The organism is Granulicatella sp. zg-84, from assembly GCF_010892375.1.
In the GTDB taxonomy this organism is placed as follows: Bacteria; Bacillota; Bacilli; order Lactobacillales; family Aerococcaceae; genus WM01.
In genome coordinates, this window is sequence record NZ_WNJX01000006.1 from 43,160 (window position 1) to 60,686 (window position 17,527).

The window sequence follows — 17,527 nt, forward strand, 5'->3', positions numbered from 1 at the left end:
AAATATTAAATAAAAATTGGGAGGGATATGATGATTTTCAAAAAAATGAGTCGTGTATGTTTGATAGTGATTCTTTTTTTGTCTTGTTTTGGGAAAATAATTTATGGACAAGAAACACAACCAGTTTTACAACAAGATGAAAAATTTATTACTGCTTTAAGAAACATTAAAGAAAAAAATAGACTGAGCATAAAAGGAGGCGATAAACGTGTACGTGTCATCATTCAAACAGATACTGTTGCTGAAATAGATGGTGGTACAAAAGAACGGTACGAGACGATTAAGTCAGATATTAAGAAAATAACAAATAATGACATTGTGTTTCAAAATGATTTTTCTTATTTAGTATCAGGGTTTAGTTTAGATGTTTCTGAAAAATATGTAGCATCTTTATCATCAATCAAAGGTGTCAAAAAAGTGTCAATCGCTAGAACTTATTATCAAATGATGTCGAATGCTGTAGGATTGACACATGCTCAACAAATATGGCAAGACAGACATTATAAAGGTGAAGGCATGGTTGTGTCTATTATCGATTCTGGGATTGATATTACGCATAAAGATATGCGTTTAAGCGATCCTAATCGTGCAAAAATCCAAACGGTAAAATCTGGTTTTACGATAAAAGTACCGTATGGTTATAACTATGCTGATGGCAATGATATTGTCATTGATAATGATGCGGTTGGAAAATCGATGCACGGCATGCACGTTGCAGGGATTGTTGCAGCCAATGCCACAGATGAAGATATGGCATCTGGAAATGGTGTACGAGGTGTAGCTCCAGAAGCACAGCTTTTAGCGATGAAAGTTTTCTCAAATAATAGTGATGTAGGTACTGCTTATGAAGATGCGATTGTATCTGCTATTGAAGATTCTGTTAAGCATGGTGCAGATATTATCAATATGAGTTTAGGAACAGATAATGGATTTGCTTCAGAAGATGATCCAGAGCATATTGCAATAAAAAAAGCAAGAGAATCAGGTGTACTTGTGGTAGTTTCTGCTGGGAATGCAGCATTGAGTACTACGGAAGACGATCATAGTCGAATACCGTTAAATACTTTAGGTTTAACAGATAATGCAGCCGTAGGTTCTCCGTCAACAGCAGAGCATGCATTGAGTGTTGCTTCCTCTAATAATGCGACTGAAACAGGCTATTATGGTATGTTAAATGATACGGAATTTGTGTATACAGTGGCAACAAATGCTAAAGCATGGGATAAAGCAAGAGAGTATGCTATTGTTGATGTTGGATTAGGAAGTGCTGATGATTATACAGATAAAGATGTAACAGGTAAAGTTGCTTTTATCACAAGAGGAGATATTACTTTTAGTGAAAAATTTAGTGAAGCTATCAACCATGGTGCTATTGGTATTATTATGGCGAATAATGTTGAGGGTGAATTTGGTATGGCGGGAGTAGATAATTATGCTATTCCGTCTGTCATTGTTGATAAAGCAACTGGAGAATTGTTAAAACAAAAAATCAATGACACAACATCGAAAGTTAAAATTGATTTCCATAAAAATGATTATACAGGATCTAATGAAGTATCTAGTTTTACGTCTTATGGGCCAAGTCCTGAATTAACTTTTAAGCCAGAAGTTATGGCACCAGGAGGGCATATTTATTCAACTTTAAATCATAATACATACGGTAATATGTCTGGTACATCAATGGCAGCGCCACATATATCAGGATTACTAGCGTTGATGTTAGGTGCTTTAAAACAAGAAGGTATTACTGTTGATGATGTGCAACGTTTTTCAACATTATCACTTATAAACACAGCAACACCATTAATTGATACAGCAGGAAATACGGGATTACCAGTAAGTCCAAGACGACAAGGAGCTGGATTAGCTGACGTTGATAATGCTCTTAAAAATAAAGTGTTAATAACAGAGGAAACAGGAAAAGCTACAAAATCGTTAAAAGAAATTAGTGGTGTTGTATCATTTACGTTGACATTAACCAACTATAGCAATCAAGATAGAACATATACACTGGATGCTAGTCCTGTTTTGACAGAAACAACAGCAGAGGATACAAAACAACTTAGAGCGATACCACTGACACAAGCAAGTGTGTCAACGGATAAACAAATAGTGACGGTACCTGCTAATAATGCGACAACAGTCCAAGTGACATTAGATGTGTCACAAGTATCTGGTAATCAGTTTGCACAAGGATATGTGTATTTTAAATCAGATCAACAAGGTGTAGATTTAGTTTTCCCATATATGGGATTTGTTGGTGATTGGGGTGCAGAACCGATTTTAGATAAGCCAAAATCAGAAACGGGTAGCGTATATGACACATTAGGACTTGTTAGTGGGGGTTCTTATTTAGGCTCTGCATTTGATGTCATGACATTCTCAGAAAAAATAAATTGGGATAAAGTTGGCTTTTCACCAAATGATGACGATAATTATGATAGTATAAATTTAATATTGGGTTTACTTCGTTCGGCAAAAACATTGGATGTGGATGTTGTGGATCGACAAAGTGAAAAAGCCGAGAGTTTAATACATCTGACTACGGCAAAAGATGTAAAAAAACCATTGTATAAGGATAAAAGTTTGGTTGCTTTTACGAATGGATACTGGGACGGCAAAGTTTTCAATGAGAAAACTGGTAAGTATGAAGCCTTAAAAGACGGGCAATATTATATGCGTATTGCGGCAAGTGTTGGATCTAATCTTACAAAACAGCAATATACATATTTACCATTTAAAATTGATACAACAAAACCGACATTAGAAATTCTTTCAAAAGAATATGAAGGAGACGATTTTGTTATTAAATTTAAAGCGGTAGATAATGACGGTGGTATAGGACTTGCCGAGGACGGTGTGGGTGCGTATGTTGATAATGAAGAGAAAACAACACTGTATGACGACGATGATGGAGAAGAAGATGGTGTTTATACATATCGTGTGCCACGTACGTCTTTACAAGATGGAAAACCTCATACGATTACAGTCGGAGCGATTGATGAAGTATTTAATGTAAAAACAGAAGTGATTGTTTTAGATGAAACATCTGTTGTTTTTTACAATGCAACGAATGAAGTAATTGGTGCGAAACATAAATTTTTATCAGAAGATAAAGCGACCTATAGCTTGAAAGGGCATGTTGGTAAACAAGTTGCCGAGTTATTTATCAATGGGCATAAAGCAGTCATTGATGAGGATACCTTTACAGTTGATTTGCCTTTACATGAGGGAGAAAATATGGTGACTTTTGTTGGTAAAAATGCAAAAGGTGAAGTTATTGTTTCATCAAATGAGGATACACAGTTTACGTTAACAAAGGATACTGAACCACCAACTTTAGCGATTACGTCCCATGATGTGAATGTGTTACAGACATTAACATCGAATAAAATAACAATTACAGGAAAAGTTACCGATAATACAAACAATCCAATTTCTGTAAGAGCAGGATTTACGAATTTTACAGTAAATCCAGACGGAACATTTACAGGAGAGGCGACGGTCGACTGGACGAGAGTTTTAAAAATTGTGGCTAGAGATAGTGCAGGAAATGAGACATCTCTTTCTTTAAATACTGTTTTTGAAGATGAGGATAATGCTCCTTTCAATGTTTATATGACATCTGGTGTCAGTGCATTTAACTATATCAATGCTGATAGTAAACTTGTGGAGCCAAATGATTTACTCGTTTTAGAGGGACATGTAAATAAAAAAATTAGTCACTTAGTGATTGGTGGACAAGTTGTTCCGGTTGATAAAGGATTGAGATTTAGTCATCGCTATCCATTAAAAGAAATCAACAATCATATTTCGATTCAAGCGATTGGATTGGATGGTCAAACGATTTATGAAGGTAGTTATGCCGTTTATTACGATAAAACAATGCCAAATATCACATTAAACGGTCCGGGAACGATTGATAACGAGACAATTTATACAAATAAAAATCCTTATCCCTTAAAGGCGACAGCTAGTGATAATGGACATGGTTACCGTTTGTTTATCAATGGGAATGAGGTATTAAATTATGATCACATAGCAAGTAACGGTGTACTCGATAATGAGCAGTCTAAAGAATATGCTGTTGATTCAACAAATGGCAATACACTATTTATTGAAATGGCAGATAATTTCGGCAATCATTTCACAAAACGCTATCAGTTTGTATATGATAATATTAAACCAGAAGTCAGTGTAACAGGATTAGATGAAAACCAAGAAGTACAAGTATCTGGTACTCTACAAGCAAATGCAAATGAAGAGGCAATCATTGAAATGAGTATTGATGGGCAAGCATATCACGGTGAATCTTTAAATACTCCGGGAGAGTATACATTGACGGTGAGAGCCACAGATAGAGCAGGGAATGTAACAGAAAAAACATATCCATTTAAAGTGATTGTTCATTACAGTTTTAACGATAGTTATACCGTTTATAAACCATTTAATAAAGACATTGATTTAACTAGTGTGATTAACGTAACGGATAGTCTAGGAAATTCAAAATTATTAAGTCATATCCGTGTCTTATCAACGCAACCGCTAAAAGCTGGTGAAAATCTATTAGAAATTGAAGCTACTCTACCAAATGGAAAAATAGTGAAAACAACGGTGAAAGTAGACGTGGAAGTCGACTATCACGCAATCGTTAAAGAGAATGCTGCAGTATATGATACGTCAGCTATTAATTATCATGACTTAATTCCTGTTGTAGATAGTTTCGGAGAAGAATCAGCAGCACAGTATCGTGTACTGTCTATTAAACAAGAAAAAGACAAACGAGTGATAGAAGTTGAGGTAATATACGCAAACGGAAAAGTAGAAATTAAAACAGTTACCGTAACAATTCTTAAACAGCATACTGGTGGTGTTGAATTTGCTCCAATTATTGAAAATGTAAAAGAGAATAGAAATCAAACACAAATAGATGATAAAGCAAAACAACAACGTGTTTTACCAAAAACAGGACAAGCTGATATAAATGTCGGAATGATAATCATTATTTTTGTGCTATTACCTATTGTATGGAAAGTAAGAAAAGATTAGACATAGAAAAGAAGCTATTCACATAACAGTTTGACAAGAAATCAAAAAGACTTAGCATCAAGGGTTTTTATCAGTTGATGCTAAGTCTTTTAATGTTGGAGATACTTTTATTAAATTAGATAAGATATATCATCATAGGATAAAATGTATCGTTGATGATGTTGATAGATATAGAAAAACACGTTATCAACATGACGATGAAAATAGTTTTTCTAATGTTGTTTATTATTAAAATCAAGAACTTCAATATTGTACTGTTTTAGAGATAAAATATGTTGTTCAGAGTCTTCTTTATAGCCATCATTACTTAAAATAATAAATAAATTTTCTTGTCCTTGATAATTTAATTGACGCTTTTCGATTGTATCTAGCCAACTCACAAGAATATTAGTCACTTGTTGAGAGTTGCGTTTATTATGGATTTTAACAAACTATGATATTTACATAGTCATATATTTATTGGAATAAAAAGTTAGACAAGAGTAGTCTATATAGGTAAGAGTAAATGAGTATTTGTGAGTACATGTTGATTTTACTTCTTAATAAATAATTTGAACAGTCCTCCTACGCTTATGATTTCGTTGTGAGAGATATGGTACTCAATTATTAAAAGTGGTGAATTGACAGTTTAAAATGTCAATTCACCACTTTGATTTTAATTAAATACCATGTGTTAAGTCTTCGACTTCAAGTACATCAAATGATTTTGCTGTGAGTTTGTTTGTTAATTTTTGAAGTTGTTGCTTTGTAAAATTTGGTGGGAACATTACCATAATACGTTTTCTAAGTGTAAATTCTTCACGGTCGAGTGTAATTAGTCCGGTAATAGTTGTAAATTTATAAATGATTTTTAAAATTTTATCTAGTCCAGTTACATTATCTGGTACGCTAATTGTTAAAGCGTAGCTAGATTCCGTCATTTTCCAAGATTGTGACAATAGTTCGTACATATCTGTATGTCGAATAATACCTAAGAAATGATGTTTATCATTTAAGACGCTAATATAGGGTAAATCACCCAATGTGAAAAAAAGTTTAAAAAAAGCATCTGTATTTTTAACGAATTTTGTAGCGTTTTTCAAGAGTGTTGTAACAGGTTCGTCAAGGGAACCCCCTTGGACAAGATGTCTATAAATATGGTACTTATAAATGTTGCCACGATATAAGGTACTCGATGGATCAAGAATAGGTATACACCGTTGATTATGATCTTCCATAATATCTAAGGCAATGGCAATGGTATCTTTTGTAGTCACTGTATGTACAGCTTCTTTTGGTATCATAATAGATTGAATAATCATAAATATCTCCTTAAATGTCGTATCTTCATCATAACAGATTTTTTCTATTGAAACCACAAAAAATAATTGACTTCTTTCACAAACACGTGTATTATTTGTTCTCATGAGAACTAAAAAACATTAGTTAGGAGGAGGTATTATGAAAGAGAAGATTGATTTAAAAAAATTAGGGCAACAAATAGATGTTTTTTGTCAGTCTGTTGCGAAAAAACACAATATTGAACATTTAGGTGGCCCGCAAGGACATGTTGTTTTCTTTTTAAAAGAAAGAAAAGATGAAAAAACCAATATCAAAGATATTCAAGAACTTTTACATATACAAAAATCAGTTGCGAGCAATTTGATTAAGCGTATGGAAAAAAATGGTTTTATTCGTGTGGAGCAAGATGAAACAGATAAACGCTATAAATATATTGTGTTAACAGACATTGGCGAGGAAAAAGCAGATTATGTGAAACAATTCTTTGATGAATTTCACAGTACCTTACTCCAAGGAATTTCTAAAGAAAATATTCATATCGTTTTAGAAACATTAAAGCAAATTGAATATAATTTAGAATGTGCCAAAGATAAATTTTAAACATGATGTTCTAATATGAGGAGGTTACAATGATTAAACTATTTAAACGTTTAACAAAAAAAGAAATACTTATGATATTACTAAGTACCTGTTTAGTGGCTTTTCAAGTATTTCTTGAATTAAAAATACCAGAATATATGTCTGATATTACAAAATTACTACAAACAAAAGGGACAACAACTGCCGATATTTTCAATCCCGGTAGTAAAATGATAGGTTTATCGCTTGTTAGTTTACTTGCATCTGTTACTGTAGGATTTTTAGCTGCTAGAGTTGCCGCTAGTTTTACCGCATCATTAAGACGTGATATTTTTAATCGTGTTATGGACTATTCACAAGCCGAAATTCAGCAGTTTTCTATTCCAAGTCTATTAACACGTACGACGAATGATGTGACACAAATGCAAATCATCATTGCATTAGGATTACAAGTGACGACAAAGGGACCTATCATGGCCATTTGGGCAGTTACAAAAATTATTGGTAAAAGTACAGAGTGGATGCTTGCTACAGTTGTAGCTGTCTTTGTATTAATTTTAATGTTGCTAGCGTTGATTACACTGGCATTTCCAAAACAATCGCTTATCCAACAGTTAACCGATAAATTAAATGGATTGACACGTGAAAAATTGATGGGACTAAGAGTTGTACGAGCGTACAATGCACAAACATACGAAAATAAAAAATTTGAAAAAGCAAATGATAATGTGACACGTACAAATATTTTTGTTAGCTCTATTATGTCATTGATGCAGCCCGTGATGACATTGATTTCTAGTGGATTGACATTAGCGGTTTATTTTATTGGTGCACGTTTAATCAATGACGCAGCTATGCCAGATAAAGTAACTATTTTTAGTGACATGGTTGTATTTTCTTCATACGCTATGCAAGTTGTTATTGGGTTTATGTTAATGACAATCGTATTTATGATTTTACCGCGTGTCTTAGTTTCTGCTAAACGTATCAATGCTGTGTTAGAGTTATCCTCTAGTATTCAGTATCCTACACACTCTAAAGAAACAAATGGACAAGTAGGAGATATTGTATTTCGTGATGTTAGTTTTAAATATTCTCCAGAGGCTGAACCGGTTATTGAGCATATTTCGTTTTCAGCTAAAGCGGGAGAAACCGTAGCGTTTATTGGTTCTACGGGTAGTGGAAAAAGTACACTAGTCAATTTAATTCCTCGCTTTTACGATGTGACAAGTGGTGCTATTGAAATTGACGGTGTGGATATTCGTGAGTATTCTCGTAATGATTTGTATCAAAAAGTAGGATACATTCCACAAAAAGCTGTTTTATTTAGTGGTACAATTAACCAAAATTTAGATTTTGGGTCTAGTCAAGAAACGCCATTAAGTCAAGAAGCAATGTGGGAAGCTTTAGAATTAACACAATCAAAACATTTTGTAGAAGAGAAAGAAAATGCTTTGTTTGCCTCTGTTTCGCAGGGAGGAACGAATTTTTCTGGTGGGCAACGTCAGCGTTTAGCAATTGCCAGAGCATTGGCTAGAAAGCCTGAAATTTTAATTTTTGATGATTCATTTTCTGCTTTAGATTACAAAACAGATCGTATGTTAAGAGAAACATTGGCAAAACAAACAGCTTCAATGACCAAATTGATTGTCGCACAACGTATTTCAACCATTATGGATGCCGACCAAATTATTGTATTGGATAAAGGACAAGTCGTTGGAAAAGGAACGCATGAAGAATTATTGCAATCAAACGAAGTGTATCAAGAAATTGCTTACTCACAATTATCGAAGGAGGAATTAGCACATGGAAAATAAAGAAAAAGAACGTTTATTTGTACAAATGGCACCTTATGTTAAAGGTTTTAAAATTCCTTTTATTGTGGCAGTAATTGGTGCAGTCATTGCGAGTACGATTACTGTTATTGGACCAGATAGAGTAAGTGAGATTACGAATGAAATTGCTAAAGGGATTGTCACAGGGATTGATATGGATAAAGTTAGTTCTATTGCCATGTCATTAGGTATTTTATATGTGATTAGTGCGGTATTGTCTTATATGCAAGGGGTTATTGTGGCGACGATGACACAAAAATTAACCAATCGTTTAAGACGTGCTATTAGTGTAAAATTGGATAAAGTACCACTAAAATATTTTGATAGCCATGTACAAGGAGATACTTTATCTCGTGTGACAAATGATGTGGATACTTTGGGACAATCACTAAGTCAAAGTTTAGGTGGATTATTATCATCTGTTGTCTTACTATTTGGTAGTATTTTTATGATGATGAAAACAAATGTATTGATGGCGTTGACTGCTATTTTTACTGTTGTATTAGGACTTGTCGGTGTTATCTTTTTAATGAGTAAATCAAGAGGGCTCTTTTATCAACAACAAAAGAACTTAGCTGCCGTCAGTGGTTATGCTGAAGAAATGTACTCTGGGCACCATGTCGTGACAAGTTATAATGGATTATCCCAAACAAAAGAAACATTCGAGTCATTGAATGATGCTTTATATCAATCTATTTGGAAGTCACAATTTCTATCTGGAATTATGATGCCATTGATGATTTTCTTAGGAAATTTTGGATATGTTATGGTTTGTGTGGTTGGTGCAATTTTAACATTAAATGGTGACATCACCTTTGGTGTAGTAGTCGCATTTATGTTGTACGTTCGTATTTTTTCACAGCCTTTATCACAAATTGCACAATCTTTAAATGTTCTACAATCTGGGCGAGCAGCCATGTCACGTGTCTTTGAATTTTTATCAGAACCAGAAATGGCGGATGAAACAGATAAAATCAATCAATTAGACAATGTGAAAGGGCATGTTGTGTTTGAACACGTATCATTTGGATACGATAAAGAAAAAACGATAATCCATGACTTTTCAGCTATTGCTACAGTGGGGCAAAAAGTCGCAATTGTTGGGCCAACAGGTGCCGGAAAAACAACTATTGTCAATTTATTAATGAAGTTTTATGAAATTGACAGTGGTTCTATTCAGATTGACGGTGTCGATATAAAAGATATGACAAGAGAAGCTGTTCATGACTTATTTAGTATGGTTTTACAAGATACGTGGTTGTTTGAAGGAACCATTAAAGAAAATTTAATCTACAATCAAGAAAACATTACAGATGAACAAGTGAAACAAGCCTGTCAAGCAGTTGGTGTACATCATTTTATTAAAACATTGCCGAAAGGTTATGATACATATTTAGATGATTCCATTTCTTTGTCAGTCGGTCAAAAACAATTATTAACGATTGCTAGAGCATTACTAAAAAATGCTCCATTGTTAATCCTAGACGAAGCAACAAGTTCTGTAGATACACGTACCGAGGAACTTATCCAAAAAGCAATGGATAAACTAATGGAAGGACGTACATCCTTTGTTATTGCTCATCGATTATCAACCATTAAAAATGCAGATTTAATTTTAGTTATGAAAGATGGCAATATTATTGAACAAGGCAATCATGATGTTCTAATGGCTCAAGGTGGGTTCTATGCTGACCTATACAATAGCCAGTTTGAAAATGAGTAAGAAAGTATGGAAAGGGGAGTGAACGTTTCATCGTTCACTCCCCTATTTGCATTCTTTAAAATTCAATAAATGGTATTAAAACAGCTTGGTATCAATAATGATACTAAGCTGTTTCTTGATATATTTTATTTAGGCTTTTTTGCTTTCTAATAATTCTGCGATTTGTACAGCATTACTTGCGGCACCTTTTCGGATATTATCTGCTACACACCAAATGTGGAAACTGTTTGGTTGAGAAATATCACGGCGAATACGTCCAACAAGTACGTCATCTTTTCCAGTAGCTTGTAGAGGTGTTGGGTATTCATTTTGTGTGGTGTTATCTATTACGATAACGCCAGGTGCTGTTTCTAAGATACGACGAATATCCTCTGGAGTTGTGTCTTTTTCAAATGTCACATTGATGTCAACAGAATGTGAGTTTAATACAGGAACACGTACGCATGTTGCCGTGATGGCTACATCGTCTGATAATCCTAGAATTTTTTTCGTTTCATTCATCATTTTAATTTCTTCTTTTGTATAGCCGTTTTCTGTGAATACATCAATATGAGGTAGTACATTATTATAAATAGGATGTGGATAGTTTGTTGGTGCAATGCCTTTTTCTCCATTTACTAAATCATTAATACCAGCTTGTCCAGAACCAGATACAGCTTGATAAGTTGTGTAAGCAACACGTTTTATACCAAAAGCGTCGTGTAATGGTTTTAATGGGACAACAGATTGAATTGTTGAGCAGTTTGGGTTTGCAATGATTTTGCGGTTTAATGTTGGGGTATTGCATTCAGGAACAACTAAATCAATGCTTGGATCCATGCGCCATGCACTTGAGTTATCAATGACAATAACACCGTCTGCTTCAGCAATAGGAGCATATTTTAGAGAAGTTCCTCCACCTGCTGAAAATAAGGCATAGTCAATATCTTTTTTAAAAGATTGTTCTGTTAATTCTTCGACCACAATATCTTTCCCACGGAATTGTAATGTTTTTCCAGCAGATCGTTTTGATGCCATTAAATATAAATGATCCACTTGTAAGTTGCTTTGTGCAAGACGTTCAATCATTTTTGTTCCCACAACGCCAGTTGCACCTACAATTGCAAAATTTGCCATATATTCTCTCCTTAAATTTTCATTTACTTTAGCATTATAACATTAAAAAAAAGCCTGTCAAATAGGTATACAAGTTGTTTAAGACGAATGTTTATGATAAGGTAAGTAAGTGAGGTCATTTATGTATTCAAGAACAATCAAATTATTAGAAAATTATAGAAAAAATGATATTTTTCCTGGATATAGTGTCGCTTTTTTGGATAAAGAAAAGGTACAAACGTTTGTCCAGGGATATACACATGATAAAGAGCCCCTAAAAGACAGTTTGATGTATGATTTAGCCTCTTTAACGAAAGTGTTTGTCACTAGTTTTTTATTACTTCAATTATTAGAAAAAAATCAAATAGATATTGATGATAAAGTATCCATGTATTTACCGAATATGGTTGAAAAAGAATTGACCATTCGTCATTTAGTGACGCATACATCAGGATTAACAGGTTATATTAAAAATCGACATTTATTAACAGGTGATTCACTTGTTGAAGCGCTATGTCGGTATCAAAAAAGTGATACATTTGGAAAAGTATTTTATACGGATACCAATTTTGTCTTAGCTGGAAAACTGGTGGAGGCTGTCTATAAAAAGCCCATTGCTGATGTGTTTGATGAGCAATGTATTCAAAAACTAGCATTAAAAAATATAGGATACGGTCCTTTTGAAGCGTGCCGATGTGTGCCAACTGAAGTATTGTCTGAGCGAGGGATTGTGCATGATCCCAAAGCGCGCCAGTTGAAAAGACAATGTGGTAGTGCTGGATTATTTGCAAGTTTAGAAACGGTAATTGCTTTAGTAAGGTTATATTTGAATAAAGGAGCATACAATGGTGTTGGAGTATTATCAGAGCATTCAGTAGAGCATTTAGCAAAAGATTGGACAGAAACAAAATGTCATACCCGCTCTTTAGGGTGGCAGTTACAAGTGTATCAGGGAAAAACATGGATAAAACATACGGGTTTCACAGGAACATTAGTCATGTTTGAATTGGAAACACAAAAAGCTATGATTTTTTTATCCAATCGGATTTTAACATTGCAAGATACACCCCTATATAATGAGTTAAGAGATTTACTGATAGAGTGTTATTTAGAGGAAGTAGGAAATCATGAATAAAATAGAAAAAAATCAAGTTTACACGGTAATATGTCAAGATTTGACACATGAAGGAATGGGAGTATGCAAAATAGATGGATACCCAATCTTCGTTGATAATTTATTGCCAGAAGAAGAAGCGATTATTAAAGTTATTAAAGTAAACAAAGCCTATGGTATTGGTAAATTAGTCGAATTGAAAAAAGAGGCGATATACCGTGTACCTATTTTAGACAAAAAAGGAACATGGACGGGAACAATGCCCTTACAACATATGGCTTATGAACACCAATTATTATTTAAACAAAAACAAGTGAAAAATGTTATGTACAAAATTGCTAAGATGTCAGATATAGATGTTCGTCAAACGATTGGTGCAATACATACGACAAAATATCGCAACAAAGCACAAATTCCAGTTAGAAACATCAATGGTGTATTAACAACAGGTTTTTTCAGAAAAAATAGTCATGAATTTGTACCCATGGAAGATTTTGTTATTCAAGACCAACGCATTGACGATATTATTTTAATTGTACGTAACTGTTTGAGAGAGCACAGCATCAGAGCTTATGATGAACAAGCACACAAAGGTATTGTACGCCATATTATGATTAGACGTGGAATACATACAGGAGAGGTACAAGTTGTTTTGATAACAAATGGGAAAAAAGGTGTGACAAATGAATTAGTTGCAGATATTGTAGATAGAGCACCAGACGTCAAGAGCATTGTTCAAAATATCAATACAAAACGTACCAATGTTATTATGGGTAACGAACAGAAAATATGGTATGGAAAAGACTTTATTTTAGATACTTTACTGGATAAAACATTTGCAATTAGTTCAAAATCCTTTTATCAAGTAAATCCGGAACAAACAGAAAAACTATACCAAGAAGCTATAAAAGCAGCTCATTTAACACAAGAAGATTGTGTGATTGATGCGTATTGCGGTATCGGAACGATTGGCATTTGCCTAGCCGATAAAGTTAAACACGTTTATGCTATGGAAATTGTTGAGGATGCTATTGTTATGGCAAAACAAAATGCTCTAGCTAATCATGTGCACAATATGACGTTTGAAGTCGGTTCTGCCGAAACAGTGCTATCTAAATGGGTGAAAATGTGGGAGAGAGTAGATAGTGGAGATAATATGGTAGGTGAGAGAGAAACGAATAATGGAGGAACTGTAGTTCATAGGGAAAGTTTAGACGATAAAAGTAGGTTAAATGGAGAGGGAGGTTTAGAAAATAGGGGTAGATTAATCGGTCGGGAAGAGATGGAGAATGAAGGTAAGTTGAATAGTGGGGGAGGTTCAGAAATTAAAAGTGAATTAAACGATGGGGGAGAGATAGACAACGAGAGTAGGGTAAATGATGGAGAAGGGATAGACAATGAGAGTAGAGTAAACGACGGGGGAGAGATAGAAAATACAGGTATGATAATCTTAGGAGAAGTTACTCAAATAAAACAAAGTGCGTTAAGACCAACAGTTCTTATTGTTGACCCCCCTCGTAAAGGATTAGATAGTAGTTTCATTCATACCTCTGCTAAGTTAAATCTTAGCCGTATTGTTTATGTGAGCTGTAATCCAGCCACAATGGCACGAGATGTTGCTTTGTATGGTGAGTACGGGTATGTTGTGCAATATGTTCAGCCGGTGGACATGTTCCCTGGGACGAGTCATGTGGAGTGCGTAGCTCTGCTCGTAAAATCTTAGAATCCTTTGAACGAAAGGGATAGTAAAACGCCTTGACATCAAGGTGTTTTGTCGTATGGTGGGTAAGTATCAGAGTGAGAGTTGAAGTTGAAGTGGTGGGATTGAAAGCTTGATGGTAGAATTATTTATTCCCATAAACCCTAGTGGGTACGGGTTTGTTTCCATAGACAAGGGGCTTATGGGAATAAATGTACCCCCCTGTTTTTATAAATGAAACTCTAGAAAGGTTTGGTCTAGAGAAGTGTGAGAACTGTTTTTGATACAATTTTTAAATATGTTAATATATTCAATATATCTAGGGAAGAAAAGCAAAGAGTAGCACTTGCTCGAGGGGTGCTATTGTCTTCTAAATTTTTGTTAGTGGATGAGGTTAATTCAATGATTGACGAACAAACAACTAGGGATATAAGGGGATATCTATCACAACGAAACGTAGGTTTTATAGAGGTAGCACATAAAGTTTCCAAAGAGGACAAAATATTGTATGATAAATTTATAAAAGTTGAAAGGATTGTATAATATGATTACGTCATTAAAAGATTGCCAAAAGAAGATTTTAGAAAATAAAAAAATGAAAGGCTTTAATACTACAGATATTAAATTTGAGTTACTATGTTTATATGGAGAGGTTAATGAATTATTTCAGGCATATTTGAAGGATGATGTTTCAAATATTGCAGAGGAATTAGCAGATGTAGCTATTTTTTTACTTGGTATTTCTGAAATTCTCAATGTAGATCTTGAAACTGCAATCATTGAAAAAATTGTAGTCAATGAAAAAAGAATCTATAATGAAAATGGTTCAAAATTATCCACTCCGGCCAAGAAAGTGTAAAGTAGGTTATTTTCAACTATAGTGGATAGTTAGAAAATACTTTACGTATGAAGTAACCGCATGTAACTATTTTTAGCTACATGCGGTTTTAAAATATTTTCATAAGAATCACAATTAAACAATGATAATATCTCGTCTTCTAAGACATTATAATATAGAAAATGATTAGAAAAGCAGTGTTCAAAATGAAAACACATTATCTGAAAGTTAAATATTTACATTTGTTAGGAGTGGTAGATGAAAAGTAATAAGAAGTTTGGGAGAGAAGCATTTTAGGAACTCGCTGAAAAAGTATGCTTATAGACTAAATAAAATGAAAAATAAGGTATCTTGACAAATCATTAAAAAACTCATATTTTTCAATATTGATACCAAAAGAATCGTTTTTTTAGTTTGTAGAGCAAACAGTCTTTAGGTAGACATATTTTCTGATGAGTTTGTTGTTCTCGATAGGCTCAACGCTGAATAGATAGTAGTGGTTCCGATTGTTCTTGGCATTTTCTTTATTCAGTTTAAGGTATGGTTTTCTAGACATAAGGGATTCCTCTTTTCTTTAGTTCAGTGTAGAACACTTTATAATTTTTGTCTAGTTTAGTGTAACCTATTCAATCTATCTGTGATGAGTTTATTTTTCAGTATATAGCTATCTTACATCAAACAGTGAGTCCAAAATATTTTGATATTGATAAGACAGTAACTTATTTTGATGAAATGGCTAAGCAATCTAAATTAATTAAAGTTATTTTTCAGTTGAATTTAGAGGGCTATTCTCCTTATCGTATGATGCAAGTACAAATTGAAGAAGAGATTGCGCTCACTTTTTCTCAAAAATATCCTAAAGTTAATAAAGAAAAAATGTCACTTTTTTGCAAACTCTATGCTTCTAGTGTATTATCTACAGTCAGTTGGTGGATTGAAAATTATGAGAGTCATACAGCAGAAGAGGTGGTTGAGATGATAGCTACATCTATGAGTAATGGTTTTGAGCGGATTTTGGTCGACAAATAAAGAGGTTTTGTCTTTAATCACTTTTTTTATTTTGTTAGACTAATCACAAATAAAAATAAAGGAGACTTTATATGTCTAATCGTGTTTGTGAAGTACTTAATATTGAAAAGCCTATTATTCAAGGGCCTATGGCTTGGATTTCAACAGCACCATTGGTTGCTGCGGTTTCTAATGCTGGAGGCCTAGGAGTTCTAGGCGTAGGTTTTGCTCCAGATGAGTTTGTTAAAGAACAGGTTGAGGAAACTCGAAAATTGACAGATAAACCGTTTGGTATCAATACAGTTCTTATACCTGAGAACCTTGATCGTTTAACTAAGTTGATTTCTGAAATAAAACCACCAGTTATATATGCAGATACACTGATTAATGTAGATGAACAAATTTGTCTTCATTATTTTAAACTTTGGCATGATGCGGGATGTAAAATAATTTTGAAGGCTTCAACTATTGCTGATGCAATTGCTGCTGAAAAAGGTGGAGGTCATACTACAGTTGAAGCCATCACTATTCTTGTTCCACAAGCTACGGATGTATTGAGTGTGCCAGTTGTTGCATCAGGTGGTATTGCGGATGGACGTGGTTTCGCGGCTGCGATTGCTCTTGGAGCAGAAGGTATTGAAATGGGAACAATCTTTATGGCTGCGGAAGAAGCTTCAGTTCATCCAAATGTTAAAAAAGCTTTAATTAATGCAGGTGATATGTCAACGGTTATTACAGGTTATTCCACAGATGAGCCTTGTCGCCAAATTAAAAATAAACTTTCAGATGAAATGATTGAAATTGAAGCAAATAATACTAAGGAAGTTGCTGCGGAACTTCTTCGTACAGTAGCTGAAAGTTCTCTTAAAAAGGCTATGATTGATGGAGATATGGTGGAAGGTGCAGTATGGCAGGACAAATTGTACCACTTATCACTGAAATTAAATCTGTCGAATCTATTCTTAGTGAAGTGATTGAGGGTGCTAAGGTTGAACTTGTAAGAGCTAGTCAATTTAAATTTTAATAAAAAAATTAAGCCTATTCAGAATCTGACTAGGCTTTTAGTGTATACTGGTGTTCGATGTATTTGTAACTGTATTTCATTCAATAATATAATTTCAAAGCCAAGCTGCCACTTTCGTTCTCTAGTATAGGAGTTTGCTAGGCACATGTGGAGGCGGTCGTATTACTGTCAAAAATAAGCACATCTAAGTAAGAAAAACTTTTGAAATCAAAGGCTTTTCTGAGTTCTATCGCTAAACGAAAGAAATGAATCTGGAAAAGCCTTAGTTTTTATCGATCTTAT

General features: G+C 34.0%; 13 protein-coding genes. 9 read left to right on the forward strand and 4 right to left on the reverse strand.

What is annotated here, in order from left to right; genetic code table 11:
- The first annotated feature begins 30 nt into the window (after positions 1 to 30).
- Positions 31 to 5,049 (forward strand): S8 family serine peptidase, encoded by a 5,019-nt coding sequence (locus GMA06_RS02460; RefSeq protein ID WP_163561580.1) that lies wholly within the window; start codon positions 31 to 33, stop codon positions 5,047 to 5,049.
- Between the two features lie 212 nt (positions 5,050 to 5,261).
- On the opposite strand, the gene GMA06_RS02465 is transcribed toward GMA06_RS02460, so the two are convergent.
- Both GMA06_RS02465 and cbpA read right to left on the reverse strand, forming a co-directional pair.
- Complete coding sequence (locus GMA06_RS02465) at positions 5,262 to 5,471, reverse strand: DUF1829 domain-containing protein (protein WP_345940867.1); 210 nt, start codon at positions 5,469 to 5,471, stop codon at positions 5,262 to 5,264.
- A gap of 237 nt (positions 5,472 to 5,708) precedes the next feature.
- A complete protein-coding gene (cbpA, locus tag GMA06_RS02470; RefSeq protein WP_163561582.1) occupies positions 5,709 to 6,350 on the reverse strand; it encodes a cyclic di-AMP binding protein CbpA in 642 nt (213 codons plus the stop codon).
- A 139-nt stretch (positions 6,351 to 6,489) separates the two neighbouring features.
- Between cbpA and GMA06_RS02475 the strand changes: the two genes are divergently transcribed.
- The 3 genes from GMA06_RS02475 to GMA06_RS02485 are packed head-to-tail and all read left to right on the forward strand — an operon-like array spanning position 6,490 to position 10,467.
- Positions 6,490 to 6,930 (forward strand): MarR family transcriptional regulator, encoded by a 441-nt coding sequence (locus GMA06_RS02475; RefSeq protein WP_163561583.1) that lies wholly within the window; start codon positions 6,490 to 6,492, stop codon positions 6,928 to 6,930.
- A 29-nt stretch (positions 6,931 to 6,959) separates the two neighbouring features.
- Positions 6,960 to 8,726: an ABC transporter ATP-binding protein gene (locus GMA06_RS02480; RefSeq protein ID WP_163561584.1), complete on the forward strand. Its 1,767-nt coding sequence runs from the start codon at positions 6,960 to 6,962 to the stop codon at positions 8,724 to 8,726.
- Positions 8,716 to 10,467 carry an ABC transporter ATP-binding protein gene (locus GMA06_RS02485; RefSeq protein WP_163561585.1) on the forward strand — a complete coding sequence of 584 codons (1,752 nt, stop codon included), beginning with the start codon at positions 8,716 to 8,718 and terminating at the stop codon, positions 10,465 to 10,467. The genes GMA06_RS02480 and GMA06_RS02485 overlap by 11 nt, the downstream gene beginning before the upstream one ends.
- A 129-nt stretch (positions 10,468 to 10,596) precedes the next feature.
- Here the strand turns inward: GMA06_RS02485 and GMA06_RS02490 are convergent, their stop codons facing one another.
- Positions 10,597 to 11,583: an aspartate-semialdehyde dehydrogenase gene (locus tag GMA06_RS02490; RefSeq protein WP_163545642.1), complete on the reverse strand. Its 987-nt coding sequence runs from the start codon at positions 11,581 to 11,583 to the stop codon at positions 10,597 to 10,599.
- Positions 11,584 to 11,704: 121 nt separating this feature from the next.
- Here GMA06_RS02490 and GMA06_RS02495 point away from each other — a divergent pair, with 121 nt between their 5' ends.
- The 3 genes from GMA06_RS02495 (at position 11,705) to GMA06_RS02505 (ending at position 15,234) form a co-directional block, all read left to right on the forward strand.
- A complete protein-coding gene (locus GMA06_RS02495) occupies positions 11,705 to 12,697 on the forward strand; it encodes a serine hydrolase domain-containing protein (protein WP_163561586.1) in 993 nt (330 codons plus the stop codon).
- Positions 12,690 to 14,399 carry a 23S rRNA (uracil(1939)-C(5))-methyltransferase RlmD gene (gene rlmD, locus GMA06_RS08465; RefSeq protein ID WP_240328824.1) on the forward strand — a complete coding sequence of 570 codons (1,710 nt, stop codon included), beginning with the start codon at positions 12,690 to 12,692 and terminating at the stop codon, positions 14,397 to 14,399. Before GMA06_RS02495 ends, rlmD begins: the two co-directional genes overlap by 8 nt.
- A 520-nt stretch (positions 14,400 to 14,919) precedes the next feature.
- Positions 14,920 to 15,234, forward strand: a complete 315-nt coding sequence (locus tag GMA06_RS02505) for a MazG-like family protein (protein ID WP_154632456.1) — start codon at positions 14,920 to 14,922, stop codon at positions 15,232 to 15,234.
- Between the two features lie 388 nt (positions 15,235 to 15,622).
- Here the strand turns inward: GMA06_RS02505 and GMA06_RS08470 are convergent, their stop codons facing one another.
- A complete protein-coding gene (locus GMA06_RS08470) occupies positions 15,623 to 15,769 on the reverse strand; it encodes a DUF5960 family protein (RefSeq protein WP_240328825.1) in 147 nt (48 codons plus the stop codon).
- 176 nt (positions 15,770 to 15,945) lie between these two features.
- Here GMA06_RS08470 and GMA06_RS02510 point away from each other — a divergent pair, with 176 nt between their 5' ends.
- Together GMA06_RS02510 and GMA06_RS02515 are read left to right on the forward strand one after the other, a co-directional pair.
- Positions 15,946 to 16,242, forward strand: coding sequence for a TetR/AcrR family transcriptional regulator C-terminal domain-containing protein (locus GMA06_RS02510; protein WP_163561587.1), 297 nt, complete (start codon positions 15,946 to 15,948; stop codon positions 16,240 to 16,242).
- A 71-nt stretch (positions 16,243 to 16,313) separates the two neighbouring features.
- Positions 16,314 to 17,195 carry a nitronate monooxygenase gene (locus GMA06_RS02515; RefSeq protein WP_205426176.1) on the forward strand — a complete coding sequence of 294 codons (882 nt, stop codon included), beginning with the start codon at positions 16,314 to 16,316 and terminating at the stop codon, positions 17,193 to 17,195.
- Positions 17,196 to 17,527: the final 332 nt, after the last annotated feature.

What these genes read in the sequence shown, in the direction of transcription:
- GMA06_RS02490 (WP_163545642.1), bottom strand. Translation starts at nt 11,583, where the DNA reads ATGGCAAATTTTGCAATTGTAGGTGCAACTGGCGTTGTGGGAACAAAA.
- rlmD (WP_240328824.1), top strand. Translation starts at nt 12,690, where the DNA reads ATGAATAAAATAGAAAAAAATCAAGTTTACACGGTAATATGTCAAGAT.
- GMA06_RS02510 (WP_163561587.1), top strand. Translation starts at nt 15,946, where the DNA reads ATGGCTAAGCAATCTAAATTAATTAAAGTTATTTTTCAGTTGAATTTA.
- GMA06_RS02485 (WP_163561585.1), top strand. Translation starts at nt 8,716, where the DNA reads ATGGAAAATAAAGAAAAAGAACGTTTATTTGTACAAATGGCACCTTAT.
- GMA06_RS02495 (WP_163561586.1), top strand. Translation starts at nt 11,705, where the DNA reads ATGTATTCAAGAACAATCAAATTATTAGAAAATTATAGAAAAAATGAT.
- GMA06_RS02460 (WP_163561580.1), top strand. Translation starts at nt 31, where the DNA reads ATGATTTTCAAAAAAATGAGTCGTGTATGTTTGATAGTGATTCTTTTT.
- GMA06_RS02480 (WP_163561584.1), top strand. Translation starts at nt 6,960, where the DNA reads ATGATTAAACTATTTAAACGTTTAACAAAAAAAGAAATACTTATGATA.
- cbpA (WP_163561582.1), bottom strand. Translation starts at nt 6,350, where the DNA reads ATGATTATTCAATCTATTATGATACCAAAAGAAGCTGTACATACAGTG.
- GMA06_RS02475 (WP_163561583.1), top strand. Translation starts at nt 6,490, where the DNA reads ATGAAAGAGAAGATTGATTTAAAAAAATTAGGGCAACAAATAGATGTT.
- GMA06_RS02515 (WP_205426176.1), top strand. Translation starts at nt 16,314, where the DNA reads ATGTCTAATCGTGTTTGTGAAGTACTTAATATTGAAAAGCCTATTATT.
- GMA06_RS08470 (WP_240328825.1), bottom strand. Translation starts at nt 15,769, where the DNA reads ATGTCTAGAAAACCATACCTTAAACTGAATAAAGAAAATGCCAAGAAC.
- GMA06_RS02505 (WP_154632456.1), top strand. Translation starts at nt 14,920, where the DNA reads ATGATTACGTCATTAAAAGATTGCCAAAAGAAGATTTTAGAAAATAAA.